The organism is Streptomyces sp. 5-10, from assembly GCF_014712245.1.
GTDB lineage: Bacteria > Actinomycetota > Actinomycetes > Streptomycetales > Streptomycetaceae > Streptomyces > Streptomyces violaceusniger.
In genome coordinates, this window is sequence record NZ_JACVYG010000039.1 from 78,001 (window position 1) to 103,062 (window position 25,062).

Genomic DNA, 25,062 nt, shown 5'->3' on the forward strand with positions numbered 1-25,062 from the left:
GGGTCTGGGGCGGAGCCCCAGTTGAGGGAAGGGGCGGGGAGGGGAACAATCCGCCGCAGTCGCCCGTATCCCCCGCACGCCCATACCGTGGCGGGGGATACGGGCGGCTTTGTCGTGACAGGGCGCATACGGGCCATCATGTGGACAGTGGTTGACGAAACGAGCCCCCGCGGTGCTGAATGATGCGAGTGAGGACTGAGCTGCCCCTGGTCACCCGCGACCACATCGACTTCGGTCGGGTGTGGTCCGCCTCCTGTTCCGGCTGACCCGGCAGCGGGCCGTCCGACCGGCCGCCCTCCTCTGATCCATCCAGGGCCCCTCGCCTGACGCGCCATCGCCCCCGGTAGGCCAATGCCGCTTTCCGGGGCCGGGCGCGTCTCCAGCGTCGCGTTCTCTTCGCCTTCCTCACCTCCTTCGCCTCCTTCGCCTTCCGAAAGGTTCCCCCATGCCCGTGGAGTTCCTCGGCATCGCCGCCACCAACGACGGCTCCGAGACCGGGCCGCGCTCCGGCGCGGCCTTCGACAAGGAGTACACCCTGCGGCTCGCCCGCGCCCATGAGGACCACGGCTGGGACCGGGTGCTGTTCGCCTACGGCTCCGGCTCGCCCGATCCCGCGCCCGCCGCCGCGTACATCGCCGCCAGGCTGGACCGGCTCCGGATCCTGCTGGCCCACCGCCCCAACGTCTCCTATCCGACGTACGCAGCCAAGACGTTCGCCACGCTCGACCAGATCAGCGACGGCCGGCTGACGGTGCACTTCATCACCGGCGGCAACGACCACGAGCAGCGGCGTGAGGGCGACACCCTCACCAAGGACGAGCGCTACGCGCGCACCCGTGAGTACATACGGATCGTCAAGAAGATCTGGACCACCCACGAGCCCTTCGACCACGAGGGCGAGCACTACCGCTTCCACGACTTCGTCAGCGATGTCTTCCCGGTCCAGCAGCCGCGCCCGGGCGTCTCCTTCGGCGGCTCCTCCCCCGCGGCCTACGCGGCCGGCGGGGCCGAGGCCGACATCTACTGCCTGTGGGGCGAGCCGCTGGAGCGGACCGCCGAGCAGATCGCGGCGGTGAAGGCGGCCGCCGCCGCGGCCGGGCGGAGCGATGTGCCGAGGATCCAGGTGGCGTTCCGGCCGATCATCGCCCCGACCGAGGAGCTGGCCTGGGAGAAGGCGCACCGCACGGTGGACGCCATCCGCGCCCGTAAGGAGCGGGGCGAGGCGACGACCGTGCGCCACCACCGCAGGGGTGCCCCGGAGAACACCGGCTCACAGCGGCTGATCTCCATCGCCGAGGCGGGCGAGCGCTACGACCGGGCGCTGTGGACCCCGACCGCCGCCGCCACCGGTGGCGCGGGCAACTCCAACGCCCTGGTGGGCACGCCGGAGACGGTGGCGCAGGCGCTGCTGGACTACTACGACCTGGGCGTGGACATCCTCTCCGCGCGCGGCTACGACCTGCTGGGCGACGCGATCGACTTCGGCCGCCATGTCATCCCGATCGTCCGGGAAGAGGTCGCCAAGCGGGATGCCGAGCGCGCGGCGCGGGGCCAGCAGACCCTCGCGGCGGTGCGCTGATGACCTCCGTGGCCGAGCCGCGGCCCCAGTCACAGCCCCAGCCCCAGTCCCAGCCACAGCTGACGGTGGTCCGGGTGACCGTGGACGACCCGCGGGTCGAGCCGCTGCTGCGCGAGCTGGCGCATGAGTACTCCACCCGCTACGGCAGGGCGGCCGACGGTGAGCTGAACCGCTATCCGGCCGAGGAGTTCGCCCCGCCGCACGGGGAGCTGCTTCTGCTGCTGGAGGGCGGTGAGCCGGTCGCCGGGGGCGCGTACCGGCGGTACGACGAGCGGACGGCGGAGCTCAAGCGGATCTGGACGCACTCGGGCCACCGGCGGCGCGGGCTGGCCCGCCGGGTGGTGGCGGAGCTGGAGCGGTCGGCCGCCGAACGCGGCTACCGGCGGATCTACCTCACCACCGGCCCCCGCCAGCCGGAGGCGCGCGGGCTGTATCTGGCCACCGGCTACACCCCGTTGTTCGATGTCTCGGCCGATCCGGAGACCATCGGCCCGCTTCCGTTCGAAAAGGGGCTGTAGGCCCGGCGGAACGCCCTCCGCCGACGCGTGTCCGTCCGTCCGCCCGGCCGCTCCGGGCGGACGGACGCATTCCCCCGTTTACGGTTGACCGTTCTGTGTCAACTGTTGCCGGGTGTTCATGGGTGCGGTTTTAGGATGCGGTAATTCTGCCGCGCCCCGACCGCCCGAAGGCATGCCATGACCAAAGTCCTGAACGTCGACGCACTACCCGAGCCGTCCGTGCTCAAACGCGCGAAGCGACGGCGTCCCGGACTTCTGGTGGCCAATGCGATCGTGCTGGTACTGGCCGCGATGGCGGTGACCACGATATTCACCAATCCGCGTTTCGAGTGGGAAACCGTCGGCAAATACTTCTTCGAGATCCGGGTGATGAAGGGCATCGGGGTCAGCATTGGAATGACCGCGGCGACCATGGCGCTCTCTTTGGTGTGCGGCACGTTGGTCGCGCTGATGCGCATGGGCGACTCCCGGCTCATGTCCACGGTCGCGGCCGCCTTCATCTGGGTTTTCCGCTCCATTCCGATGCTGGTGCAGCTGCTTTTCTGGTACAACCTCGCGGCCCTCTTTCCGACGCTGTCCCTCGGCATTCCCTGGGGGCCGCGTTTCGTCACCTTCGATTCGAACAGCGTCATCGGCCCGCTGACCGCCGCGATCATCGGACTGACCCTCCACGAGACCGCCTACATCGCGGAGTTGATCCGGTCCGGGCTGCTGGCCGTGCCCGATGGACAGCGTCAGGCGGCGTCCGCACTGGGTTTGACGCCAGCTCAGATCTTCTTCCGCATCACCCTCCCCCAGGCGCTGCGGGTGATCGTCCCCCCGATGGGAAATGAGCTGATATCTCTCCTCAAGGCCACCTCCCTGGTCAGCGTGATCACCCTGGCCGACCTGCTCTACTCGGTACAGCTGATTTACGCCAAGAACTTCCAGACCGTTCCACTGTTGATCGTGGCCGCCATTTGGTACATGATCATCACTGGCGCCATTACTATCCTTCAGCAGCGCCTGGAGCGACGTCTGGGACGACACACCCTGATTTCGGCCGACAAGGCCGGGAAAGTGAAGAGGATCGAGCACTCGGTATGACCGCGGCATCGCAAATGGAATCGCAGGCCATCGTCTCCCTGCGCGGGATCCGCAAGTCGTTCCGCGGCACCGAGGTGCTGCATGGCATCTCCCTGGATATCCACCGAGGTGAGACGGTCTGCCTGATCGGTCCCTCCGGATCCGGAAAGAGCACACTGCTGCGCTGCGTCAACCACCTCGAAGTGCCCGACCAGGGCGTGGTGGTCGTCGACGGCAGCGTGATCGGCTATCAGCTGCGCGGCCGCACCCTGCATGAGCTGGGTGCCCGGGAGCTGGCCTCCCAGCGCTCGGCGATGGGCATGGTGTTCCAGAGCTTCAATCTGTTCCCGCACCTCACCGCCCGCGAGAACATCGTGGAGGCCCCGCGCCGGGTGCTCGGACTCTCCAAGGCCGCGGCCGACGCGCGGGCCGTGGAGCTGATGACCCGGGTGGGGCTCGCCCACAAGCTGGACAGCTATCCGGACAAGCTCTCCGGCGGCCAGCAGCAGCGGGTGGCCATCGCCCGCGCCCTGGCGATGCGGCCCAAGGTGATGCTCTTCGACGAGCCGACCTCCGCCCTGGACCCCGAGATGGTGCAGGAGGTGCTCAGCGTCATCAAGGACCTGGCCCGAGACGGCATGACGCTGGTCGTCGTCACCCATGAGATGCGCTTCGCCGCCGATGTGGCCGACCGGATCGTCTTCATGGACGACGGCCGGATCGTCGAGGAGGGCACCCCGGACGCGCTGCTGCGCGCTCCCTCACACGACCGCACCCGCATGTTCCTCTCGAAGGTCAGCCCATGAGCACCGAACTCCCCCTGCCCGCCAAGACCGCCCGGCGCCTGAAGCTGTGGGACTCCTACCGCTCGTACCAGTACCTGGAGGCCGGGGAGGACTACCGCGCCTTCGAGCTGGCGCCCGCGCTCGGCCGGGTCCCCGGGGCCGCGCTGGAGTGGAGCGAGGAGGTCGAGGTCCGCGCGCGGGACTTCGAGGAGCGCCATCTGGTGATCTCCGCCCATGACCACCTCTCGCTGCGCCCCGCCGACCCCGGGGACTTCGCCGCGTACCGCCGCCAGGGCCGGGAGTCGATCCCCTACGAGGGCATCGCCCACTCGGGGGTGGACCTGTTCTTCGACGGCGGCCCGGCCGCGGTGAGCATGATCCGCTCCCATGCCCCCTGGGACTGGGACGACGCGATCAGCGATCTGGCCATGCGCCAGGCGGACCTCGCCCATCAGCGGCTGGTGGCGCCCGTGCGCACCCTCGAGGAGGCCGACCGGGCACGGGCCGGCCACCAGGTGGGGGTGGTGCTGACCCTGGAGTCCGCCTCCCCCATCGGCAATGACATCGACCGGCTCGATCTGCTCTACGGTCTGGGCGTACGGCTGCTCGGCCTGGTCTACAGCGAGAGCAACCAGCTGGGTTCGGGGCTCGCCGACGCCGGGGACACCGGTCTGACCCTGCTCGGCCGCCGGGCGCTGCGCCGGATGAACGACCTCGGGATCATCGTCGATGTCTCGCACAGCGGGGACGCCACGGCCCTGGACGCGGTGCGCCGCTCCACCGCCCCCGTGGTGATCACCCATGCCGGGTCCCGGGCGCTGTGGCCGACCCCGCGGATGAAGCCCGACGACGTGATCCGGGCCTGCGCCGGGTCCGGCGGGTTCATCGGTGTCGAGGCGGCGCCGCACACGACCGTCACCGCCCGGCACCCCCGGCACGATCTGGACTCGGTGATGGAGCACATCGAGCGCTGTATCGATCTGGTCGGCATCGACCACGTGGCCTTCGGCCCGGACACCAACTTCGGCGATCACACGGCCTGGCACCGGACGTTCGCCCCGCTCTTCGGCAAGGACGACGCGCACGACGGCAAGGCCCCCGAACTGCCGCCGCACGAGGAGGTCGAGTACGTACGGGGCTGTGAGAACCCCGCGGAGGCCGTCGGCAACATGATCCGGTGGCTGTTCGACCGCGGCTACTCCGAAGCGGACGTGGCCAAGCTGGCCGGAGGCAACGTACGGCGCGTCGCCGAGACCGTCTGGGGCCGCTGACCGGTCCCGTACTTCCGCATCCGCCACCCCCCACCTCCCGGAATGGAGCACCCATGCGCAACCGTCCCCATGTCGCCGCATGCGCCCTGCTGGTCTCTCTGACGCTCGGCCTGTCGGCCTGTTCGGTGGACGACACCCCCGATGACGGCAAGGACAGCAAGAGCCGTCCGGCGGTCACGCTCGCCCCCGAGCCCAAGGACGGCGCGCTGGCCGCCGAGGTGCCCCAGGCCTACACCAAGAAGACGCTGATCATGGGCGTCAGCGAGTACGCGCCCTACGTCACCTTCGAGTCCGACGGGAAGATCACCGGTCTGGTCCCCGACCTGGCCGCGCAGCTCTCCTCGTTGCTGGACATAAAGATCAAGATGGAGCGGACCAACTTCGACGCGGTCATCCCGGGGCTGAAGTCCGGCCGGATCGACCTCAGCGCGCCCTCCGGTGACTTCATCGAGCGCCAGAAGGAGGTGGACTTCGCCGACTTCGCGCAGAGCAGTGTGACGATGATGGTGCTCAAGGACGGCTCCTTCCGCCCCAAGAACGGCCTCGAGGTCTGCGGCCACAAGGTCGGCGTGGAGAAGGGCGCCGGAACGCAGAACGTGCTCGCGGCGCAGAACAAACGGTGTGCGGCCAAGGGCAAGCCGTCGGTGGACGTGAAGCTCTACACCGATCTGCCCGCCGCCTCGCTGGCCCTGCAGAGCAAGCGCGTGGAGGCGGTGGCCGCGCCCAGCGCCTCCAACACCTCGGTGAGCCAGAACTCGCACGACCGCTTCGAGACGCTCGAGCTGAAGGACATGCTGGACCTGCCCGCCGCGACGGCCATCTACGGCATCCAGGCCAAGAAGGACGCCGGGCTCGCGCCCGTGATCGTCAAGGGGCTGCGGAAGCTGTACGAATCGGGCACCTACGCCAAGCTCTTCGGCCAGTGGGGGCTGCCGCTGTCCACCGTCACCCGGGACCAGATCGCCCTCAACGGATCCAAGCAATCCCAGACCCAGTGAGACCTTCCATGGCACGAACCAGTCAGACCGAAACGACCGGCGGCAGAGGGTGGGCGGCCCGGGAGGAGCCCGCCCGCCTGCTGGACGAGCGGGTGTGGCGACGCACCCTGCGCGTTCCGATGCGGGACGGGATCGTCCTGGCCGCCGATCTCTTCACCGACCAGGAGCGGCCGGGGCCCCGCCCGGTCATCCTGGAGCGGACCCCGTACGGCCGCCGGCAGATGCGCGACTCCGACCGCAGCCGCCACGACGAGCCGGTGCCGACGCCGGAGGAGACCTCGGCGTTCTTCGTCCGCGCGGGGTACCACGTGGTGCGGCAGGACTGCCGGGGCCGCGGGGACTCCGAGGGCACCTTCGTGAAGTACCTCGGCGAGGGGCCGGACGGGGCGGACACCATCGACTGGATCGCCGCCCAGCCCTGGTGCGACGGCCGGGTGGCCATGATGGGCGTGTCCTACTCGGCCCACGCCCAGACAGCCGCCGCGGCCGAGTCCCCCGCCGGGCTGTCCGCGATGTTCATGGACTCCGGCGGCTTCGCCAGCGCCTACGAGGCCGGGATGCGGATGGGCGGCGCCTTCGAGCTCAAGCAGATCACCTGGGCCTTCCGGCACGGCGAGGAGAGCCCGGAGGCGGAGCGGGACCCGCTGGTGCGCAAGGCGTTCGCGGGGACGGACCTGCGCGACTGGTTCACCGTGCTGCCGTGGCGGACCGGTGTCTCACCGCTGCGCCAGGTGGACAGCTACGAGCGCTATCTGCTGGACCAGTGGCGGCATGACGCCTTCGGGGCGTACTGGCGCCAGCCGGCCATCTACGGGCGCGGCCACTACGACCGCTTCCCGGATGTGCCGACGCTGCACATGTCGAGCTGGTACGACCCGTACGTCCGCTCCACCATCGAGAACTTCACCGCCATGGGCCGGCTCAAGCGGTCCCCGGCGTATCTGGTGATGGGGCCGTGGAAACACGGGCTGCGCTGTGTCACCTTCGCCGGCGATGTGGACTTCGGGCCCGCCGCCACCTTCAGCGGCAACGTCGACACCTCGTATCTGTCCTTCCGGCAGCGCTGGTTCGACGCGGTGCTGGGGGACGGCGACCCGGAGTCGATCCCGCGGGTCCAGTACTTCCTGATGGGCGGCGGGGACGGCCGGCGGGACGGGGCCGGGCGGATGCGGCACGGCGGCCGCTGGCACACCGACACCCAGTGGCCCCCGGCCGGGACCCGGGAGACCGCGTTCTACTGCCACACCTCGGGCGAGCTGAGCCGGGAGCGGCCGACGTCGGCACGGGCCTGGGTGGAGTACGACTTCGACCCGAACGACCCGGTGCCGACGCTCGGCGGCCAGGTCACCTCGGGCGAGCCGGTGATGGTCGGCGGAGCCTTCGACCAGGTGCCGGACGAGCGGTTCTACGGTGCCCGCCCGCCGTATCTGCCGCTGAACTCCCGGCCCGATGTGATCTCGCTGGCCACCCCGCCGCTGGAGGAGCCGCTGGTGGTGGCCGGGCCGGTCACCGCCCGGCTGTTCATCTCCTCGTCCGCGCCGGACACCGACTTCACGGTGAAGCTGGTCGATGTGCACCCGCCGAACGAGGACTATCCGCACGGCTTCGCGATGAACCTCACCGAGGGCATCTTCCGCTGCCGCTTCCACAAGTCCTTCGAGCGCCCGGAGCCGCTGGAGCCGGGCGAGGTCTACGAGATCGAGATCCCGGCGCCGGACACGGCCAACCGCTTCGAGGCCGGGCACCGGCTGCGGGTGGACATCTCCTCGAGTGACTTCCCCCGGTTCGACGTCAACTCCAATACGGGTGTGCCGGAGGCGGTGAGCCGCCGCAAGGTGGTGGCGACCAACCGCGTCCACATGGACACGGACCACCCCTCGGCGGTGCTGCTGTGGACCCAGCCGGGCTGACGAGCCGTCGGCGTACGGCCGTCACCGCATGATGGTCGCCAGCACGTCCTGCCCCAGCCGGAGCAGGGTGCTGGTGGCCAGCCGGTGGTAGACGTACTTGCCCTCGCGCTCGGACTCGATGAGCCCGGCCTCCCTGAGCTGGCGCAGGGTGCGGGAGACCTGCGTATCGGCGAGGCCCAGCCGCTGGGCCAGTTCCGAGGTGGTGATGGGCTCGCCCAGCAGATGGCGGCACAGCTCCATCCGGCCCAGGGACGCCAGCGCGGACATCCGGGCCCGCAGCTCGGCCTGGGTGAGCTGGTCGGCCGTGCCGTCCTCCTGGGCGGCGAACTGGAGCACCACCGGGTGGCACTCCTCGTCCTTGACGGTCAGATGCGGCCAGACATGGACGGAGGGGAGCAGGAAGAGCGGGCGCGGGCCGATCTCGATCTCGGCGACGGCCAGCTTGTCGTAGCGCACCCGCGAGCCGCCCCGGGAGACCACCGCGGTGGGGCTGAGCCCGGCCAGCACCTCGGCCAGACCGCGCCGCCGGATGTCGGTACGGACCCGGGCGGCGGCCGACTCCAGCCGGTCGCGGACCGTGCGCCACTCGGAGGCGAAGAACGCCTCGGCGCAGGAGTCCAGGAAGCACAGCAGCCGGTCGCGCAGCCCCTCGGGCGAGGCCACCAGGTCGTGGGCCAGCTCGCCCCGCCGGAAGGAGCGCCGCTCGCACTGCTCCACATAGCGCTCGGCGGCCTCCGGGTCGGTGAGCAGGCTTGTGGCCGGGGGCACGGCCTCGCGGAAGCCGAGCACCCCTTGTGAGCACAGGCCAACGAACTCCTCGAGCGGCAGCTTCTCCAGATGGCGCAGCTCGTCCTCGAAGGGCTGGTCCAGCGGGAGCGCCAGCGGGAACAGCAGCCGGCAGCGGAGCCGGGCCCACAGCGGGGACAGGGCGCTCATCTCATGGGCGAGGGAGGGGGCGAGCGCCGTCCCGAGCCGCCGCGTCCAGCGCTGGGCCTCGGGGTGGTGGTCGGGCTCGGCCATGATGTGCAGCACCGACATGAGCTCGGCCAGCGGTGACCGGCCGACGTGCACATCGGCCGGTTGGGCGCGCTGGAGGTTGAGCGTGATCCCCACACCCGCACATTACTCGGCGGCCGCCGGGCCCGGCCCGGGTGTCTCGCGAATCGGTGCCGGACTGCCTGGTCAGGGCCGGGTCGGGGGGTTGTGCCGGGGCCGGGGGTCAGGCGGGGCCGGTCAGCGGTCCCGGGGCAGCAGGGGGCCCAGCGGGCCCAGGTCCAGGTTGAGGTCGTCCTCGGTGAGCCCGAAGTGCTCCCGCAGCTCGGCCATGTTCCGCTCCAGGGCCATCAGCGTCAGCCCGAGCTCCTCGATCTGCTCATCGCTGATGCCGCCCTGCTCGACGCGGCGCAGCGCCTGCCGCTCCATGAGCTGCCGCAGCAGCTCGACGATGGTGAGCACCAGACCGGCCAGGCTCCGGCGGACCGACTCCTCGTCCACCTCGATCCGCCGGCCGGGCCGCCGGGGAGCGCGGTCATCCGTCATGGCGGCCCCCCTTCGCGGCGGTCATGGCGATCCCCCTCCCACCCCTCCTCGTTCTCCACCCGTACGGAGGCGATCAGGGCGCGCAGCGAGATCCGCACCAGGTCGATGTCGGCGATGCTCAGGGTGATCTCCCCCGCGATCACCACGCCCCCGGCGAGCACCCGGTCCAGCAGGTCGACCAGGGCCACCTCCCGCCGCTCGATCGCACGGGTCACGACGGCGTCTCCTCCGGCTGGGCGTCCTCCGCCCGCTTCGGCGGGGCGGTGAAGGAGTACGGCGGCCAGGGGCCACTGACCTCCAGGGTGACGGCGGGGTAGCGCGCCCCCAGGTCGGTCACCAGGGCGGTGAACTCCTCGCTGAGGGCGTCGGGCACCAGATAGGAGTTGTTCAGCACCATCCACCCCTCGTACGCGGCCAGCGCGGTGTCCTGCGGTGGATGGGCGGCCGTGGCCACCGCCAGCGCGGCGAGCGAGGCGTGGATCTCCTCCGCCCGCTCGGTCGCGCGCAGATGCGCGGTCTCCTGGTCCTGCCGCTGGGCCCGCCGCCGCATCAGATAGGCGGTTCCGGGGCTCCCCTCGCCGCCAGTGGGCTCGTCCGGGTCGGGCAGGAAGGACCTGGGGTCCACATACGCCTTGACGCCCCACTCGGTGCGGCCCGCCACCCGCCGCAGCGTGGCCGTGAAGTCGTCCCGGCGCTCCCGGAGCATCGCGCGGACCCGGTCGTCGTCGTGGTAGAGGGTGGCGAAGCGCAGCGGGATGACCTGACCGTGGCGGGCCGCGCCGTTGATCACCCGGTGGTGGGCGCGGGCGGTGCGCTCCAGCCACTCCAGGTCCTCCAGATGGTCGCGCAGCGCGTCCTCGTCGAAGTCCGCCAGCGGTACGGAGCCCACGACGGCGGCCAGCCCAGCGCTCTCCACCAGGCGCACCGGCTCGTCCGCCACACCGGTGAGCCCGCGCGGCGGGGCGGCCTCCCCGGGAGCGGCCTCCCCGGGAGCGGCCTCCCCGGGGGCGGCCGTCACCGCGTACAGCCAGATGGCGAGGGAACCGTTCACCGTTCGTCCTCCCGCTCCACGCCTTGGGTCCCGTGGTCGTCCTCCCGGCGCGCGCCGCGGCCGTCCTCCAGCTCGCCGACGCGGCGCCGCAGCCGCTCGTTCTCCTCCAGGACGTCCCGGGCGCCGGAGGAGAGCGAGGGGTCGTGCTCCCACCAGTCGATGCCCATCTCCTTGGCCCGGTCCACGGAGGCGACCAGCAGCCGGATCTTGATCGTCAGCAGTTCGATGTCCAGCAGATTGATCTGGATGTCGCCCGCGATGACGATGCCCTTGTCGAGCACCCGCTCCAGGATGTCGGCCAGGCTGGACGGCTCGGCGCCCCGGCGGGCGGGTTCGCGGGCGCCGCCGGTGCGCCGGACCGGCGGGTTCCAGTCGGAGCTCTGGTTCATGTCCGGTTCTCCGCCCTGCCCCGGTAGTAGCGCTCGGTGCGGCGGTAGGAGACGAGCTCGCCGCTGTCGTCCAGCTCGACCTGGTACTCGGCGAGGAGGTCGGTGGAGTCCGGGATCCGGTGGGTCTCGACGACCTCGATGCCGATGGTCCAGCCGTCCTCCGTGCGCTCCAGCGAGGTGACGCCCTCCGGGGCCCGCCCGGTCAGCCCCTGCACATGGTGGGCCGCGCTGCGCGCGGCGTCGCGGGCCACGAGGGCGGGGCGCCGGGTGCGGGGCCGCTCGGGCTCGGGCTCGCTCCGGTCCCGCTCCGGCTCCGGCTCCCGCTCGCGTCGGTCCCGCTCCTCCGGCTCGCGATCGCGTCGGTCCCGCTCCGGCTCCCGCTCGCTCCGGTCCCGTTCCTCACGGGGCCGGGCGCGTGGCCGCTCCTCGCGGTGGCGCTCCTCGCGGGGCCGTTCGCGGGGCACGGCTCATACCTCCAGGCCCCCGTCGGGCGGACCGTGGGACATCAGCCTGCGGACCAGCTCGTCCTCCTCCCGGGCCGCCTCCTCCTCGGTGAGCTCCCCGCTCTCCCGGGCCTCCGCGACCTCCTCCAGCCGCTGCTTGATCACCTCGGGGTCGTACAGCTGCCGATGGGCCTCGTCATGGATCCGCTCGGCGATCCAGACGACGCCCCGCACCGGGGCCAGCGGCAGCGTGGCCAGGCCGGTGAACAGTCCCATGGCTACTCGTCGCCTTCCTTCCCCTCGAGCGTCGCGTCGGCCACGAAGTCGTACGGCGCCAGCGGGCCGAGCAGACGCATCCGGACCCGGCCGTGCCAGTGCGCGGCGAGCTCCTCGGCCGCCTCCTCGAACGCCTGCCGTTTCGCGTCCTCCACCAGGAACGAGGCGTTGACCAGCCCCTCGGGGGACGCCGGCTCCTCCGACACCGAGGCCAGCGCGTACGGCGCCAGCCGCCGGTCGAGCTCCAGCGCGTCCACGCTCCGCTTCGCGGCGATGCTGTCCATGACGAGCTGGCCGAGCTCGATCCGCTGCTCGTAGCCGGCGTCCTCGGGCAGCCCCCGCAGCTCGTCGCGGAGCCGTCTGGCCTCCGGCTGCTCGGTCACCACCTCGCGCAACACCGCGTCCTCGTCATAGCGGGCCCGCACGGTGAGCTGCGTCCGGCCGCGGAGCCGGTCGAGGCCGCGGGCGAAGTCGTCATGCCCCTCGGTCAGCAGCTCGTCGGTGACCGCCGCGGTGTCCCGCACCACCGTGCCGAAGCGGAACGGCAGCACCGGCGAGCCCTGCGCGGCCAGGTGGTCCAGCACCCTGGCGTGGGTGCGCAGATCCTCGGGGGTGCCCAGTGGCTTGTCGACGGGCACCTCGCTGACCACCGCGGCCTGGCCGCCCTGGCGGACCAGGGTCACCGGGGCCTCCGGGTCCCCGACGGCGGGCAGGTCCTTGACCGACTCATCGGGCCGGTCGCCCGTGACGACCCCGTACACATAGCAGGCACGTCCGTCCTCGGCCATCACCGCTCGCGCTCCCTGTGGCTGGGGGAACCCCTGGTGTGCCGGGGCCTCGTCCGCTCCTCGGCCTCGGGTTCCCGGTCCTCGTGGTCATCGCCCTGGAGCAGGTCCGAGACCGATTCCTTGACGCCCTCCAGGGCACCCTTGGTCTTCTTCTTGCCGCCGCCCTCCTGGATCTGGTCCATGAGGCCGGGCAGACCATGGGTTTCGGTGCCGCTGCGGGCGATGTCGAGTCGGTTGGTCGCCTCCGCGAACCGCAGATACGTGTCCACGCTGGCGACGACGATACGGGCGTCGATGGTCAGGATCTCGATGCCCACCAGGGACACCCGCACATACACATCGATGACCAGGCCCTTGTCCAGGATGAGGTCGACCACGTCGACCAGGGCGCTGGAACTCGCCCGGTCCAGATACTGGCTCTGCTGCTGCCGTGCTACGGTCACCGCGCTCACCCGTTCCGGGGGCGGGGTCCGTCAGCGGCGCGCTCGGCGCCGTGCGGGCTCCTCGTCCTCGTACTCCTCCTCGTATGCCTCCCGGGGCTCTTCGTCCTCGTACTCCTCGGGCTCCTCGTACTCGTACTCGTCCCCCGGCTTCTCGCGCTCCTCGCCCGCCTCGGGCTCCTCGGGCTCCTCCTCCGGGGGCTCCTCCTCGCGTTCCCGCCCCTCTCGCTCGTCGTCCTCCACGATCTCGCCGTCGCGCACCACGCCGCGCCAGCCCACGACCTCGTCCGGGGCGAGCAGCACCTCGCGCATGAGGTGGCGGCGGAAGTGCTTCATCTCCAGGCGCACCCGGCGGCCCTGGGCGCGCCAGAGGTTGCCGGTGCGCTCCATGAAGCCCTGCGGCCAGTACTCCAGGACGAACAGGATCCGGGTGAGGTCGGGGGCCAGCTCATGGAAGGTGATCGTGCCGTCCACATGGCCCTTGTCGGCCCTGGACTTCCAGATGATGCGCTTGTCGGGCACCTGCTCGATGATCTCGGCCCGCCACTTGCGGTGCGACCAGAAGACCTGGGCCTTCCACTCGGTTTCGATCCCGATCTCGTCCTCGTCCTCGTTCCGGACGTCCTCGACCTTCTTCATGTACGAGGGGAAGTTGTCCCACTCCGTCCAGAGGTTGTAGGTGAGCGAGAGGGGCGCGCCCACGTCCATCTGCTCCACGATGTTGGTGACCTTGAGCTTCTTGCCGCCCTTGCCGCCGCCATCGCCGTCACCGCCGCCGAGGCCCGGGATGACGCTCTTGGCCGTGTCGACGACCTTCTCCTTGACCTGGTCCTTGACCTTTCCCTTGACCTGGTCCTTCATCTGCTCCTTGGCCGTGTCGACGACCTTGTCCTTCACCTGCTCCAGACCGCCCTTCAGCGCGCCCGGCCCGGGGTTGCCCAGGTGGGTGACCGATTCCAGGGCACGTTCGCCCAGCGCCGCGAGCAGGCCCTGCGCTTCCTTCAGCAGGCGCTCAGTGGGCAGATCCGCGAGCGCGCCCCGCCCACCGGTGCGCCCCTTGATGTCCTCTGTCATGGCCCTCACCTCTGGCTTCGCCGCGCGGGCCCTTCGGAGCCGGTCCGCTTCCTGGTCTGCGCCGGGCGGTCGGCCGGTTTGCGCTGTCTGCTGGTGCGCTCACGCGCCCCGCCCTCGCGGGACCGTGCGGCGCTCCCGCGCTCGCGCTCGCCACGCTCCCCGCGCTCGCCGCGTTCCCCGCGCTCCTCGTGCTCCTCCGGCTCCTCGTGCTCCCCGGCCTCCGGTCCCCGGCCCCCCGCACCGCCGGTGCGCAGGGTCTCGGCGCGCCGCTCCAGCCGGTCGCTCAGGGCGTCCATGCGGTGACTGGCCGCCGACATGGCCGCCTCCCGGCCCGCGGAGACCAGACGGCCGCCGATCTCCTGGCCGAGCCTGCCGAGCTCGGAGGACTTCAGCTGCTGGGCGCCCGGTGGGCTGATACCGGAACTGAGGCGCTTGCCCGCGGCGAGACCGGCGAGGCCGAGGACCAAGGTCCCCCTGTGGCCGCGCCCGAAGAGATAGCCACTGACGAAGGCCAGCGCCACCCGGGAGTTCTTCATGATCGCTCCTCCTCCCGGAGCTGAACGAGACAGCCGTTCGGGTGCACAAAACCAATTATGGTGCATATCACCCCATTCAGTGACCTTTTGGATCACCGGCGGCCTTGAGGAGCACAGGAGCCCGGATCACGGCCGAGGGGCCGTCAGGCGGCGAGCGCCGGATGCAGCACCACTTTGGTGTAGCCCTCCACCCGCTTGTCGAACTTCTCGTACGCCTGCGGGGCCTGGTCCAGCGGCAGTTCGTGGGAGACCACGAAGCTGGGCCGGGCGCGCCCGGCGATGATCAGGTCGCGCAGCTGACGGTTGTAGCGCTTGACGTTGCACTGGCCCGTGCCCATGCGCTGGCCCTTCTCGAACATCCGGCCGATGGAGACCAGCAGCTGACCGTGTTTGGCGTGCTCATCGGGGCCGCCGGGGTCGGAGGGCACGTACAGCCCCGGCACCCCGAGCCGCCCGGTCGGCCGCACCGTGTCGACCAGCGAGTTGAGCACCGACGCGGGCTCCTCATGGCTGGCGTCGTGCGCCTGGGCCTGGTAGCCCACCGCGTCGATGCCCTTGTCGGTGCCCTCGCCCCCGGTGCGGTCCATGATCTGCGGCACCGGGTCGCCCTTGCTGAAGTCGATGGGGACGGCGCCGATCTCCCTGGCCTTCTCCAGCCGCTCGGGGACCCGGTCCACCACGAACACCGTGGCGGCGCCGCGCAGCAGCGCCGAGTAGGCGGCCATCAGCCCCACCGGCCCCGCGCCGTAGACGGCCACGCTCTCGCCCGGGGAGACCTCGGCCAGCTCACAGCCGTGGTACCCGGTCGGGAAGATGTCGGCGAGCAGGATGAAGTCGGTCTCGAGCTCATCGCCCTGGGGCAGCTTCAGGCAGTTGAAGTCGGCGAAGGGCACCCGCAGCCGGTCGGCCTGGCCGCCCTTGTACGGGCCCATCGCCACATAGCCGTAGGCGCCGCCCGCGAAGCCGGGGTTGACGGTGAGACAGAAGCCGGTGTCCCCCGCGAGGCAGTTCTTGCAGAATCCGCAGGCCACGTTGAACGGCATGACCACGCGGTCGCCCTTGGACAGCGAGACGACGCCGGAACCGGTCTCCTCGACCACGCCGAGGTTCTCGTGCCCGAAGACGATGCCGGGCTCGGCCGCCGTCCGGCCCTCGTACATGTGCAGATCGGAGCCGCAGATCGCGCTGGAGGTGACGCGCACGATCACATCGCTCGGATGCTCGATCCGAGGATCGTCGACGTCCCTCACCGCCACCGAATAGGGCTTCTCATAGACGACGGCTTTCACCTGGATCACCTCCGCGTCGATCGCTGATGAGCCGCGGTGGTGGCGGACACGGCGCGGTCCCAGGGTGTCTCGGCCACCACCGGGTACTTCCAGCGAACCGCCGCGGGACGCCCGGCGCAACCGGGTCCCACGCGGTCGTCCCGCCGCGGGCCCCGCCGGGCCTACTCGACCGTGACCCAGTCCAGGGTGCGCTGGACGGCCTTCTTCCAGCCGGTGTACCCCTCCTTCCTGGTCTTCTCGTCCCACTGGGGCTCCCACCGCTTGGACTCGCTCCAGTGGGAGCGCAGCTCGTCGGTGTCCCGCCAGAACCCGGTGGCCAGCCCCGCGGCGTAGGCGGCGCCCAGGGCGGTGGTCTCGGCGATGACCGGGCGGCTGACCGGTACGCCCAGCACATCGGCCTGGATCTGCATGCACAGATCGTTGTCGGTGACCCCGCCGTCCACCCGCAGGACGTCCATGTGGATGCCGGCGTCCCGCTCCATGGCCTCGACCACGTCCCGGCTCTGGTAGCAGATGGCCTCCAGGGTGGCGCGGGCGATGTGGCCATTGGTGTTGAAGCGGGTGAGGCCGACGATCGCGCCGCGGGCGTCGGAACGCCAGTACGGGGCGAAGAGCCCGGAGAAGGCGGGCACGAAGTACACCCCGCCGTTGTCCTCGACGGTGCGGGCGAGCCGTTCGCTGCCCGGGGCGTCATCGATCATCTTCATCTGGTCGCGCAGCCACTGGACGGCCGAGCCGGTGACGGCGATCGAGCCCTCCAGGGCGTAGACCGGAGGGCTGTCGCCGAACTGGTACGCCACGGTGGTGAGCAGCCCGCTGGCCGAGCGGATCAGCTCGGCTCCGGTGTTGAGCAGCAGGAAGTTGCCGGTCCCGTAGGTGTTCTTGGCCTCGCCGGGGGCGAAGCAGACCTGGCCGACCGTGGCCGCCTGTTGGTCGCCGAGGACGCCGGTGATGGGGGTGGCGGTGCGCAGCGGGCGGGAGGTGCGGGCCTGGCCGTACGCCTCGGGGTGGGAGGAGGGGTTGATCGTCGGCAGCATCGCCCTCGGAATGCCGAAGATCTCCAGCAGTTCGTCGTCCCAGTCCAGCGTCTCCAGGTCCATCAGCATGGTGCGGCTGGCGTTGGTGACATCGGTGGCGTGGATGCCGGCGCCCGGGCCGCCGGTGAGGTTCCACAGCACCCAGGCGTCGGTGTTGCCGAAGAGCGCGTGGCCGGCCTCCGCGGCCTCGCGCACGCCCTCGACGTTGTCCAGGATCCACTTGATCTTGCCGCCGGAGAAGTAGGTGGCGGGCGGCAGCCCCGCCTTGCGGCGGATCACCTCGCCCTGCCCGTTCCGTTCGAGGGCGGCCGCGATGGCGTCGGTGCGGGTGTCCTGCCACACGATGGCGTTGTAGTACGGGCGGCCGTTGCGCGGATCCCAGATCACCGTGGTCTCGCGCTGATTGGTGATGCCGATCGCGGCCAGGTCGGCGGGGGAGAGCCCGCCCGCACGGAGGGCGTTCTGCATCACCGAGTTGGTGCGCTCGTAGATCTCCACCGGGTCGTGCTCGACCCACCCCGCGCGCGGCAGGATCTGGCGGTGCTCCAGCTGGTACCGCGCCACCTCGTCACCGTCGTGGTTGAAGATCATGAAACGGGTGCTGGTGGTTCCCTGGTCCACCGCACCGATGAATTCCGGCATGCTGCCGCCTCTCGTGGGTGGGGTACGGCCCGGATCGGCTACTCGGGGGTCGGGGTGCGGCCCACCTCCGTTTCGGCGGTCGGGAGGAAGCGGCTGATCAGCGCCTGGTAGAGGGCGGCGCCGGCGAGCCCGCCGATCAGCGGGCCCACGATCGGCACCCAGAAGTACAGATCCCCGTACTGGTCCCGCCACGCGCTGCGGTATCCGGTGAGATAGCTGGCCAGCCGGGGGCCGAAGTCACGGGCCGGGTTGATGGCGTACCCCGCGTCGGCGCCCCACGCCATTCCGATCGCGACCACGATCAGCCCGATGACGAAGGGCCCCAGATTGGCCTTCGGGGCCGAGTTCAGCACATCGGTGACGGCGAAGATGAGCAGCACCAGGATCGCGGTGCCGATGATCTGGTCGCGCAGCGCGCCCCATTCGCTCACCGGAAGGACTCCGTTGCCGGGGAGGGTGGAGAAGACGAACTGGGTCTTGACGGTGTGCCCCGGGTCGGCGTGGCCCAGTGCCTCGGTGTAGTTCCAGCGCACCAGCAGCGCCCCGGCGAACGCGCCGACCGTCTGGGCCACGGTGTACGGCAGGACCTTGCTCCAGGGGAAGCTCTTGAAGGCCGCCAGGGAGAGGGTGACCGCCGGGTTGATATGGGCCCCGCTCAGCCGCGCCGCCACATACACACCGAAGGTGACGCCCAGTCCCCAGGCCCAGGCGATGGAGTCGTGATCGCCGAGCGCGCCCGGGGGCTTGGTGAGGTCACCGCCCGCCACGACCTGCGCCACCACACCGCAGCCGAAGAGGATCAGCACCATGGTGCCCGCGAACTCCGCGCAGAGCTCGCCGAGCAGCACCGACCTCGGACGCCGTGGCTTCGGGGCAGTCATGCGCCCATCGTGGGCGCGCCGCGGCACGGCGGCCCGTCCTGCTGGGCCGTCCGGGTCTGGGCCGACCGGGTCATGGACGGCGAAACCGGGTCTGTACGGATCAGGGTGCGGACCTGTACGAAGGTGCTGACAACATCACCCATCGCCCTCCAGCCGAAACAGGACGACACGGATGCCGACCACCCAAGCCCCGACGAACTGGGCCGGGAACATCACCTTCTCCGCCGCCCGGCTGCACCACCCGGACAGCGCCGACGAACTGCGGCGGATCGTCAGCTCCGCCGACCGGGTACGGGTACTGGGCACGGGCCACTCCTTCAACCGCATCGCCGACACCGAGGGCGATCTGGTGAACCTGGACCGGCTGCCGCACCGGGTGGAGATAGACCCGGGGAAGCGCACCGCGACCATCGCTGCCGGCATGGCTTACGCCCATGTGGCCCAGGCCCTGCACGCGGAGGGCTTCGCGCTGGCCAACCTCGCCTCGCTGCCGCACATCACGGTCGCCGGGGCCTGCGCCACCGCCACCCATGGCTCGGGGAGCGACCAGCGCTGTCTCGCGGCGGCGGTCGCGGGTCTTGAGATCGTCGGCCCGGACGGCGAGGTGACCCACATCGGCCGGGACGAGGACCCGGACCGGCTGAACGGGGCCGTGGTCGGGCTCGGCGGCCTTGGCGTGGTCACCGCCATGACGCTGGACATCGAGCCCACCTTCGACGTGGCCCAGTGGGTGTGGACCGGGCTGCCGCTGGACCGGCTGGACGACAGCTTCGAGGAGATCTTCGGCGCCGCCTACAGCGTCAGCGTCTTCACCGACTGGCGCTCGGGCGAGGGCGTGGTGTGGCTGAAGTGCCGCACCGATCTGCCCGATCCCCCCGAGCCCGGGCAGCCGTGGCTGGGGGCCCGCCCGGCCAACCGCCACCACCACCCGGTGCCCGCGATGCCGCCGCTGCACTGCACCGAGCAGCTGGGCGTGCCCGGGCCGTGGCATGAGCGGCTGCCGCACTTCCGCCCGGACTTCACCCCGAGCAACGGCGATGAGCTCCAGTCGGAGCTGCTGCTGCCGCGCGAGGCGGCCTCGGCGGCGTTCGCCGCGCTGCGCGGCCTCGGCGACCTGATCGCGCCCGTGGTGCAGGTGTCCGAGGTCCGTACGGTCGCGGCGGACGAGCTGTGGCTGAGCCCCGCGTACGGCCGGGACAGCGTGGCCTTCCACTTCACCTGGGTCCCCGACCACGACGCGGTGATCGAGGTGGTGGCCGCGATGGAGGAGGCGCTGCTGCCGCTGGGGGCGCGGCCGCACTGGGGCAAGCTGACGGCGGCCGCGCCGGAGCGGATCCTCTCCTCGTACGACCGGGCCGGCGACTTCGCGCGGCTGCTGGCCGAGCACGACCCGGCGGGGAAGTTCCGCAACGCCTATCTGGAGGGCTACTTCCCCACCGGGTGAGAGCGGCACCGGCCGGTGTTCAGCCGGTCCAGGACCATTCGGCGACCTCGGGCATATCGGTGCCGTGCTCGCGGATCCAGGCGGAGTGGCGGGTGCGGGCGTCCTGCATCCGCTGCCGTACGGCCGTGGCGCGCACCGCGAGCCCGGGGGTCCGGTCGATGACGTCCATCACCAGCCGGTAGCGGTCCAGGTCGTTGCGGACCACCATGTCGAACGGCGTGGTCGTGGTGCCCATCTCCTTGTAGCCGCGCACATGGATGTTGGGGTGGACGGCCCGGCGGTAGGACAGCCGGTGCACCAGCCACGGATAGCCGTGGTAGGCGAAGATCACCGGCCGGTCGCGGGTGAACAGGGCGTCGAACTCGTGGTCCGTCATCCCGTGCGGATGCTCCTCCTTCGGCAGCAGCCGGGTCATGTCGACGACGTTGACCACCCGCACGGCCACATCGGGCAGATGGCGGCGGAGGATCCCGGCGGCCGCGATGACCTCCTGGGTGGGCACATCGCCCGCGGCGGCCAGCACCACGTCCGGCTCCCCCGCGCCGTTCTCGGTACCGGCCCAGTCCCAGGTCCCGGCGCCGCGGGCGCAGTGGGCGCGCGCCTGGTCGAGATCGAGCCAGTCGAAGCAGGGCTGTTTGCCCGCGACGACCACATTGACGTAGTCGCGGCTGCGCAGGACGTGGTCGGCCACGCTGAGCAGGGTGTTGGCGTCCGGCGGCAGATAGACGCGCACCACCTGCGGGCTCTTGTTGAGCACATGGTCGACGAAGCCGGGGTCCTGGTGCGAGAAGCCGTTGTGGTCCTGGCGCCACACATGGGAGGTCAGCAGGTAGTTGAGGGAGGCCACCGGGCGCCGCCAGGGCAGTGAGCGGGACACCTTCAGCCATTTGATGTGCTGGTTGACCATGGAGTCCACGATGTGCACGAACGCCTCGTAGCAGGAGAAGAGGCCGTGCCGCCCGGTCAGCAGATAGCCCTCCAGCCAGCCCTGGCAGAGGTGTTCGGAAAGGATCTCCATCACCCGGCCGCCTCGGCTGAGGTGCTCATCGGTGGGCACGACGGCCTCCTGCCACGCCTTGCCGGTGGCGCGGTAGAGGCCCTCCAGCCGGTTGGATGCGGTCTCGTCGGGGCCGACCACCCTGAAGTCGCGGCGGTCGGAGGTGTCCTCCATGACCCTCTCCAGCAGCCCGCCGAGGACCCGGGTCGGCTCGTGCAGGGTCGCACCGGGCTTGTCCACGGGGACCGCGTACCGCTCCAGGGCGGGCACGGGCAGCGAGCGCAGCAGCAGTCCGCCGTTGGCGTGCGGATTGGCGCCCAGGCGGCGGTCGCCCTCCGGGACCTCGGCCAGGAGCTGCGGCCGGGGCCGCCCGTCGGCGTCGAAGAGCTCCTCGGGGCGGTACGAACGCAGCCAGCGCTCCAGCTGCCGCAGATGCTCCGGGTTCTCCCGGACGCCCGGCAGGGGGACCTGGTGGGCGCGCCAGGTGCCCTCCACCGGGAGCCCGTCGACCTCCTCGGGCCCGGTCCAGCCCTTGGGCGTGCGGAGCACGATCACCGGCCAGCGCGGCCGCTCGGCGACGCCCTCCTCGCGGGCGGTGCGCTGGAGCAGGGCGATCCGGTCCAGCGCCTCGTCCAGGGCGCGGGCCATGGACCGGTGCACCTGAAGCGGTTCGTCCCCGGCGACGTGGATCGGCTCGTGGCCGTACCCCCGCAGCAGGTCGTCGAGTTCGGGCTCCGGGAGCCGGGCGAGCACCGTGGGGTTGGCGATCTTGTACCCGTTGAGGTGGAGGATCGGCAGCACGGCGCCGTCGTGGACCGGGTCCAGGAACTTGTTGGCGTGCCAGGAGCCGGCCAGCGGACCGGTCTCGGCCTCGCCGTCGCCGATGACGCAGGCGACCAGCAGCCCGGGGTTGTCCAGCGCGGCCCCGTAGGCGTGGGCGAGGGAGTAGCCGAGCTCACCGCCCTCGTGGATCGAGCCGGGGGTCTCGGGGGCCACATGGCTGGGCACCCCGCCGGGGAAGGAGAACTGCCGGAAGAGCCGGGCCATGCCCGCCGCGTCCCGGCCGACGTCCGGGTAGACCTCGGAGTAGCTGCCGTCCAGCCAGGAGCCGGCGAGCACCGCGGGGCCGCCGTGGCCGGGGCCCCAGACGCAGATGGCGTCCAGGTCGCGGTCCTTGATGACGCGGTTCAGATGGGTGTGGACCAGGTTGAGTCCGGGTGAGGTGCCCCAGTGGCCCAGCAGCCGGGGCTTGATGTGGTCCGGGCGCAGCGGCTCGGTCAGCAGCGGGTTGGCCAGCAGATAGATCTGGCCCGCCGCGAGGTAGTTGGCGGCGCGCCAGTGGGCGTCCAGGGCGCGGATCCGGTCGTCGGCGAGCCCGCCGCCCGGCGAGCCCGTCGTGGTCGGTGCGTCTGGCATGGACCTCTCTCCCTCGTGGTCTCCGGTGACTGACGTGCCCGTCCCGTGGTGTCCAGTGGCGTACCCGCCGGTCGTGCCGCCTGCCGTATCAGTCCCGCTCCGGCACGATCACCACCGGGCAGGGCGCGTGGTGCAGGGCCGCGTGGGTGATGCGGCCGAGCTGCAACCCGGCGGTGTGACCGTGGCCGCGGCGGGCGCCGAGGACCAGCAGGTCGGCGGTGGCGGCCGCGTGGAGGAGCGCCTTGCGGGCCGTGCCCTCGACCGTCGCGCGGTCCACGGTGACCTCGGGGTGGTCCCGTCGGGGGATCCGCAGGGCGTCCTCCAGCGTCCGCTCCGCCCGTGCCCAGTGGGCACGCACCGGGTCCCCCTCCAGCAGCAGATCATCCGTCACCTCACCGGCGGGCGCGCGCCAGGCCCGTACGGCCTCCAGGGTGCGGCCGCCCGCCTGGGCCTCGTGGAAGGCGAACCGGGTCGCGGCCGACGGACCACCCGCCGCGCCGGGCTCGCCCACGCCGAGCACGATCCGGCCGAAGGCGCCGCCCCGGTTGGGCTCGCCGCCGCGTACGACGGTCACCGGGCAGGTGGCGCGGGCGGCGACCGCGAGGCCGACCGAGCCGAGCAGCAGCCCGGCGAGTTCACCGCGGCCGCGGGAGCCGACGACCACGCCCGAGGCCTCCCAGCCGGCGCGCAGCAGCGCGCACACCGGGTCCTCCGGCACGACCTCGGCGGCGACCTTCACATCGGGGCCGCGGCGGCGGGCGCGCTCGGCGGCGGACGCGGCGATCTCCTCGTCCCTGATCTGCTCCCAGGGACGCTCGGGGTCGGTGGCGGGGGCGATGCCCTCGTACCGCTCCCACAGCGAGGCGTGGACCAGCCGCAGCGGCGCCGCGTGCCGGGCCGCCGCGTCCACCGCCCAGTCCACCGCCTGGAGGCTGTGGTGCGAGCCGTCGACGCCCACCACGAGGGGGAGCTCCACCCTTCCCACCGCCTTCCGCGCGCCAACGCCGCCGTCCCGACGCCTTCACCCTGGCGCCCGTGCGGGATGCCGCGCGAGGGGCGTTTCGGCCCTGCCGGGGGTCGTTCGGCCCAGGGCACCCGTGCGGGCCGAACGGTCCCGGGCGGACCCCGGGCAGCCCAAGAGGCGGGCCGGAGCGCCGTCCCACGCTGGGAGCGGACCGGGGAGGCACGGATGAAGCACCGCAAGATCGGCAATGTGATGACCGACGACGTCGTCCGGGTGCGCTCCAAGACGTCGTTCGACGAGGTCGGTGCGCTGCTCTCCCGGCACCGCTTCAACGGGCTGCCCGTGGTGGACGAGGACGACAAGGTGGTCGGCATGATCACCGGGACCGATCTCAGCGAGCCCGCCCCGACGGCCGGAGAGCTGATGTCGCGCCCCGCGGTCACCGTGCGCCCCCAGGACAGCATCGTGGACGCGGCCCGCGCGATGGACCGCCATCGCGTCGAGCGGCTGCCCGTCGTCGACGAGGAGGACCGGTTGATCGGCATCGTCACCCGCCGGGACCTGCTGCGGGTCTTCCTCCGCCCGGACGACGAGATCCGCGCCGAGGTGATCGACGAGGTGCTGGTCCGCTCGCTGTGGCTCGGCCCGCAGTCCGTCACGGTCACCGTGACCGACGGGGTCGTACGGCTGGAGGGACAGCTGGACCGGCACAGCGAGATCCCCCTCGCGATCCGGATGACCGGGCAGGTGGACGGCGTGGTGGCCGTGGTCGACCGGCTCAGCTACCGGGTCGACGACTCCGCCGGCCGGGGAGGTGCGCGGCGATGACCCGCCCGGCCGGCAAGCCGGTGCGGGACGGCCGGGTGGTGGTCGGCCTGGACGGCTCCGACAGCGCCTGGGCCGCGCTGGACCGGGCGGTGGCCGAGGCGCGGCGCCGTGACGCCACGCTGGAGATCGTGCACGCCTGGCCGTGGGCCCGGACCGACCCGCTCGCCTTCGACCCGGACAGCGAACCGCGGCGGCCCGCGGTGGAGATCGCCAGGACCGTGCTGCGGCTGGCCATGTCGCGGGCCCAGGAGCAGGATCCGCGGCTGCGCATCGTGCCCACCCTGACGGCCCAGGACGCGGTGCCCGAGCTGCTGCGGATCGGCGAGGACGCCGCGCTGATCGTCATCGGCACCCGGGGGCTCGGCGGCTTCACCGGGCTGCTGCTCGGCTCGGTCGGGCTGCGGCTGGCCGCCCACACCCGGCGCCCGCTGCTGGTGGTGCGCGGCGGGTCCACGGTGGCGTACGGGCCCGAGGGCCACGGCAAGGTGCTGGTCGGGGTGGAGAGCGGCGCGGACGCGGCGGCGGCCCGCTTCGCCTTCGAGGAGGCCACCCGGCGCCGGGCCCGGCTGCGGGTGCTCTACGCCTGGCCGAAGCCGCGGGTCTTCGCGGGCGATCACGCGCTGCCCGCGCGGGAGGTGGTGGCGCTGCGCGCCGAGCGGGAGCGGACGGTGGCGCACGGGATGGTGGCCGGGCTGCGCGAGGAGTTCGGGCAGATCCGGGTGCGGGAGCACACCACCCACAGCGCCCCCGCCCATGCGCTGGTGGAGGCGTCGCGGGCGGCGGACGTCCTGGTGCTGGCCGTCCACCGGCGGACACCCCGGCTCGGCATGCAGCTCGGCCCGGTCACCCATGCGGCACTGCACCATGCGCACTGCCCGGTGGTGCTGGTGCCGGTCGAGTAG

26 protein-coding genes are annotated in these 25,062 nt (G+C 71.7%); 10 read left to right on the forward strand and 16 right to left on the reverse strand.

What is annotated here, in order from left to right:
• Positions 1–445 precede the first annotated feature (445 nt).
• The 7 genes from IEJ02_RS33360 to IEJ02_RS33390 all read left to right on the forward strand — a co-directional run bounded on the left by IEJ02_RS33360 (position 446) and on the right by IEJ02_RS33390 (position 8,126).
• Positions 446–1,579: an LLM class flavin-dependent oxidoreductase gene (locus IEJ02_RS33360; protein WP_191068249.1), complete on the forward strand. Its 1,134-nt coding sequence runs from the start codon at positions 446–448 to the stop codon at positions 1,577–1,579.
• The gene (locus IEJ02_RS33365; RefSeq protein ID WP_191068250.1) at positions 1,579–2,097 is read left to right on the forward strand and encodes a GNAT family N-acetyltransferase; all 519 of its coding nucleotides are present in this window, start codon (positions 1,579–1,581) and stop codon (positions 2,095–2,097) included. The genes IEJ02_RS33360 and IEJ02_RS33365 overlap by 1 nt, the downstream gene beginning before the upstream one ends.
• A 177-nt stretch (positions 2,098–2,274) precedes the next feature.
• On the forward strand, positions 2,275–3,183 hold the full coding sequence (locus IEJ02_RS33370; RefSeq protein ID WP_191068251.1) for an amino acid ABC transporter permease: 909 nt from the start codon (positions 2,275–2,277) through the stop codon (positions 3,181–3,183).
• Between the two features lie 14 nt (positions 3,184–3,197).
• Entirely contained in the window at positions 3,198–3,968 is a 771-nt protein-coding gene (locus IEJ02_RS33375; protein WP_165556363.1) for an amino acid ABC transporter ATP-binding protein, read from the forward strand.
• Positions 3,965–5,218, forward strand: a complete 1,254-nt coding sequence (locus IEJ02_RS33380) for a dipeptidase (protein ID WP_191068252.1) — start codon at positions 3,965–3,967, stop codon at positions 5,216–5,218. The genes IEJ02_RS33375 and IEJ02_RS33380 overlap by 4 nt, the downstream gene beginning before the upstream one ends.
• A 53-nt stretch (positions 5,219–5,271) precedes the next feature.
• Positions 5,272–6,216, forward strand: coding sequence for a transporter substrate-binding domain-containing protein (locus tag IEJ02_RS33385; RefSeq protein ID WP_191068253.1), 945 nt, complete (start codon positions 5,272–5,274; stop codon positions 6,214–6,216).
• Between the two features lie 8 nt (positions 6,217–6,224).
• Positions 6,225–8,126 carry a CocE/NonD family hydrolase gene (locus IEJ02_RS33390; protein WP_223864894.1) on the forward strand — a complete coding sequence of 634 codons (1,902 nt, stop codon included), beginning with the start codon at positions 6,225–6,227 and terminating at the stop codon, positions 8,124–8,126.
• A gap of 21 nt (positions 8,127–8,147) precedes the next feature.
• Here IEJ02_RS33390 and IEJ02_RS33395 read toward each other — a convergent pair whose 3' ends face one another.
• The 14 genes from IEJ02_RS33395 to IEJ02_RS33460 all read right to left on the reverse strand — a co-directional run bounded on the left by IEJ02_RS33395 (position 8,148) and on the right by IEJ02_RS33460 (position 18,511).
• Complete coding sequence (locus tag IEJ02_RS33395) at positions 8,148–9,239, reverse strand: DUF5937 family protein (protein WP_191068254.1); 1,092 nt, start codon at positions 9,237–9,239, stop codon at positions 8,148–8,150.
• Positions 9,240–9,359: 120 nt separating this feature from the next.
• A complete protein-coding gene (locus IEJ02_RS33400) occupies positions 9,360–9,665 on the reverse strand; it encodes a gas vesicle protein K (protein ID WP_020866465.1) in 306 nt (101 codons plus the stop codon).
• The gene (locus IEJ02_RS33405; protein ID WP_191068255.1) at positions 9,662–9,880 is read right to left on the reverse strand and encodes a gas vesicle protein; all 219 of its coding nucleotides are present in this window, start codon (positions 9,878–9,880) and stop codon (positions 9,662–9,664) included. The genes IEJ02_RS33400 and IEJ02_RS33405 overlap by 4 nt, the downstream gene beginning before the upstream one ends.
• Entirely contained in the window at positions 9,877–10,716 is an 840-nt protein-coding gene (locus IEJ02_RS33410; RefSeq protein ID WP_317985987.1) for a GvpL/GvpF family gas vesicle protein, read from the reverse strand. Before IEJ02_RS33410 ends, IEJ02_RS33405 begins: the two co-directional genes overlap by 4 nt.
• The gene (locus IEJ02_RS33415; protein ID WP_191068256.1) at positions 10,713–11,105 is read right to left on the reverse strand and encodes a gas vesicle protein; all 393 of its coding nucleotides are present in this window, start codon (positions 11,103–11,105) and stop codon (positions 10,713–10,715) included. The genes IEJ02_RS33410 and IEJ02_RS33415 overlap by 4 nt, the downstream gene beginning before the upstream one ends.
• A complete protein-coding gene (locus tag IEJ02_RS50545) occupies positions 11,102–11,569 on the reverse strand; it encodes a gas vesicle protein GvpO (protein WP_191068257.1) in 468 nt (155 codons plus the stop codon). The genes IEJ02_RS33415 and IEJ02_RS50545 overlap by 4 nt, the downstream gene beginning before the upstream one ends.
• A gap of 3 nt (positions 11,570–11,572) precedes the next feature.
• Positions 11,573–11,824, reverse strand: coding sequence for a gas vesicle protein GvpG (locus tag IEJ02_RS33425; protein WP_191068258.1), 252 nt, complete (start codon positions 11,822–11,824; stop codon positions 11,573–11,575).
• Positions 11,825–11,826: 2 nt separating this feature from the next.
• Entirely contained in the window at positions 11,827–12,612 is a 786-nt protein-coding gene (locus IEJ02_RS33430; protein WP_137981313.1) for a GvpL/GvpF family gas vesicle protein, read from the reverse strand.
• Complete coding sequence (gene gvpJ, locus IEJ02_RS33435) at positions 12,612–13,055, reverse strand: gas vesicle protein GvpJ (RefSeq protein WP_137981312.1); 444 nt, start codon at positions 13,053–13,055, stop codon at positions 12,612–12,614. The genes IEJ02_RS33430 and gvpJ overlap by 1 nt, the downstream gene beginning before the upstream one ends.
• Positions 13,056–13,085: 30 nt before the next feature.
• Positions 13,086–14,126, reverse strand: a complete 1,041-nt coding sequence (locus IEJ02_RS33440; RefSeq protein WP_191068259.1) for an SRPBCC family protein — start codon at positions 14,124–14,126, stop codon at positions 13,086–13,088.
• Positions 14,127–14,131: 5 nt separating this feature from the next.
• Positions 14,132–14,662: a hypothetical protein gene (locus tag IEJ02_RS33445; RefSeq protein ID WP_191068260.1), complete on the reverse strand. Its 531-nt coding sequence runs from the start codon at positions 14,660–14,662 to the stop codon at positions 14,132–14,134.
• Between the two features lie 143 nt (positions 14,663–14,805).
• Complete coding sequence (locus IEJ02_RS33450) at positions 14,806–15,951, reverse strand: glutathione-independent formaldehyde dehydrogenase (RefSeq protein ID WP_191068261.1); 1,146 nt, start codon at positions 15,949–15,951, stop codon at positions 14,806–14,808.
• A 161-nt stretch (positions 15,952–16,112) separates the two neighbouring features.
• Entirely contained in the window at positions 16,113–17,630 is a 1,518-nt protein-coding gene (glpK, locus tag IEJ02_RS33455) for a glycerol kinase GlpK (protein WP_191068262.1), read from the reverse strand.
• Between the two features lie 38 nt (positions 17,631–17,668).
• Complete coding sequence (locus tag IEJ02_RS33460; RefSeq protein WP_191068263.1) at positions 17,669–18,511, reverse strand: MIP/aquaporin family protein; 843 nt, start codon at positions 18,509–18,511, stop codon at positions 17,669–17,671.
• A gap of 172 nt (positions 18,512–18,683) precedes the next feature.
• Between IEJ02_RS33460 and IEJ02_RS33465 the strand changes: the two genes are divergently transcribed.
• Entirely contained in the window at positions 18,684–19,955 is a 1,272-nt protein-coding gene (locus tag IEJ02_RS33465) for an FAD-binding protein (RefSeq protein ID WP_191068264.1), read from the forward strand.
• A gap of 19 nt (positions 19,956–19,974) precedes the next feature.
• Here the strand turns inward: IEJ02_RS33465 and IEJ02_RS33470 are convergent, their stop codons facing one another.
• Entirely contained in the window at positions 19,975–22,368 is a 2,394-nt protein-coding gene (locus tag IEJ02_RS33470) for a phosphoketolase family protein (RefSeq protein WP_191068265.1), read from the reverse strand.
• 88 nt (positions 22,369–22,456) lie between these two features.
• Positions 22,457–23,344: a universal stress protein gene (locus tag IEJ02_RS33475; RefSeq protein ID WP_191068266.1), complete on the reverse strand. Its 888-nt coding sequence runs from the start codon at positions 23,342–23,344 to the stop codon at positions 22,457–22,459.
• Between the two features lie 213 nt (positions 23,345–23,557).
• Between IEJ02_RS33475 and IEJ02_RS33480 the strand changes: the two genes are divergently transcribed.
• On the forward strand, positions 23,558–24,160 hold the full coding sequence (locus IEJ02_RS33480) for a CBS domain-containing protein (protein ID WP_191068267.1): 603 nt from the start codon (positions 23,558–23,560) through the stop codon (positions 24,158–24,160).
• Positions 24,157–25,062: a universal stress protein gene (locus IEJ02_RS33485; RefSeq protein WP_191068268.1), complete on the forward strand. Its 906-nt coding sequence runs from the start codon at positions 24,157–24,159 to the stop codon at positions 25,060–25,062. The genes IEJ02_RS33480 and IEJ02_RS33485 overlap by 4 nt, the downstream gene beginning before the upstream one ends.

What these genes read in the sequence shown, in the direction of transcription:
- IEJ02_RS33360 (WP_191068249.1), top strand. Translation starts at nt 446, where the DNA reads ATGCCCGTGGAGTTCCTCGGCATCGCCGCCACCAACGACGGCTCCGAG.
- IEJ02_RS33365 (WP_191068250.1), top strand. Translation starts at nt 1,579, where the DNA reads ATGACCTCCGTGGCCGAGCCGCGGCCCCAGTCACAGCCCCAGCCCCAG.
- IEJ02_RS33370 (WP_191068251.1), top strand. Translation starts at nt 2,275, where the DNA reads ATGACCAAAGTCCTGAACGTCGACGCACTACCCGAGCCGTCCGTGCTC.
- IEJ02_RS33375 (WP_165556363.1), top strand. Translation starts at nt 3,198, where the DNA reads ATGGAATCGCAGGCCATCGTCTCCCTGCGCGGGATCCGCAAGTCGTTC.
- IEJ02_RS33380 (WP_191068252.1), top strand. Translation starts at nt 3,965, where the DNA reads ATGAGCACCGAACTCCCCCTGCCCGCCAAGACCGCCCGGCGCCTGAAG.
- IEJ02_RS33385 (WP_191068253.1), top strand. Translation starts at nt 5,272, where the DNA reads ATGCGCAACCGTCCCCATGTCGCCGCATGCGCCCTGCTGGTCTCTCTG.
- IEJ02_RS33390 (WP_223864894.1), top strand. Translation starts at nt 6,225, where the DNA reads ATGGCACGAACCAGTCAGACCGAAACGACCGGCGGCAGAGGGTGGGCG.
- IEJ02_RS33400 (WP_020866465.1), bottom strand. Translation starts at nt 9,665, where the DNA reads ATGACGGATGACCGCGCTCCCCGGCGGCCCGGCCGGCGGATCGAGGTG.
- IEJ02_RS33415 (WP_191068256.1), bottom strand. Translation starts at nt 11,105, where the DNA reads ATGAACCAGAGCTCCGACTGGAACCCGCCGGTCCGGCGCACCGGCGGC.
- IEJ02_RS33425 (WP_191068258.1), bottom strand. Translation starts at nt 11,824, where the DNA reads ATGGGACTGTTCACCGGCCTGGCCACGCTGCCGCTGGCCCCGGTGCGG.
- IEJ02_RS33430 (WP_137981313.1), bottom strand. Translation starts at nt 12,612, where the DNA reads ATGGCCGAGGACGGACGTGCCTGCTATGTGTACGGGGTCGTCACGGGC.
- IEJ02_RS33440 (WP_191068259.1), bottom strand. Translation starts at nt 14,126, where the DNA reads ATGACAGAGGACATCAAGGGGCGCACCGGTGGGCGGGGCGCGCTCGCG.
- IEJ02_RS33445 (WP_191068260.1), bottom strand. Translation starts at nt 14,662, where the DNA reads ATGAAGAACTCCCGGGTGGCGCTGGCCTTCGTCAGTGGCTATCTCTTC.
- glpK (WP_191068262.1), bottom strand. Translation starts at nt 17,630, where the DNA reads ATGCCGGAATTCATCGGTGCGGTGGACCAGGGAACCACCAGCACCCGT.
- IEJ02_RS33460 (WP_191068263.1), bottom strand. Translation starts at nt 18,511, where the DNA reads ATGACTGCCCCGAAGCCACGGCGTCCGAGGTCGGTGCTGCTCGGCGAG.
- IEJ02_RS33465 (WP_191068264.1), top strand. Translation starts at nt 18,684, where the DNA reads ATGCCGACCACCCAAGCCCCGACGAACTGGGCCGGGAACATCACCTTC.
- IEJ02_RS33470 (WP_191068265.1), bottom strand. Translation starts at nt 22,368, where the DNA reads ATGCCAGACGCACCGACCACGACGGGCTCGCCGGGCGGCGGGCTCGCC.
- IEJ02_RS33480 (WP_191068267.1), top strand. Translation starts at nt 23,558, where the DNA reads ATGAAGCACCGCAAGATCGGCAATGTGATGACCGACGACGTCGTCCGG.
- IEJ02_RS33485 (WP_191068268.1), top strand. Translation starts at nt 24,157, where the DNA reads ATGACCCGCCCGGCCGGCAAGCCGGTGCGGGACGGCCGGGTGGTGGTC.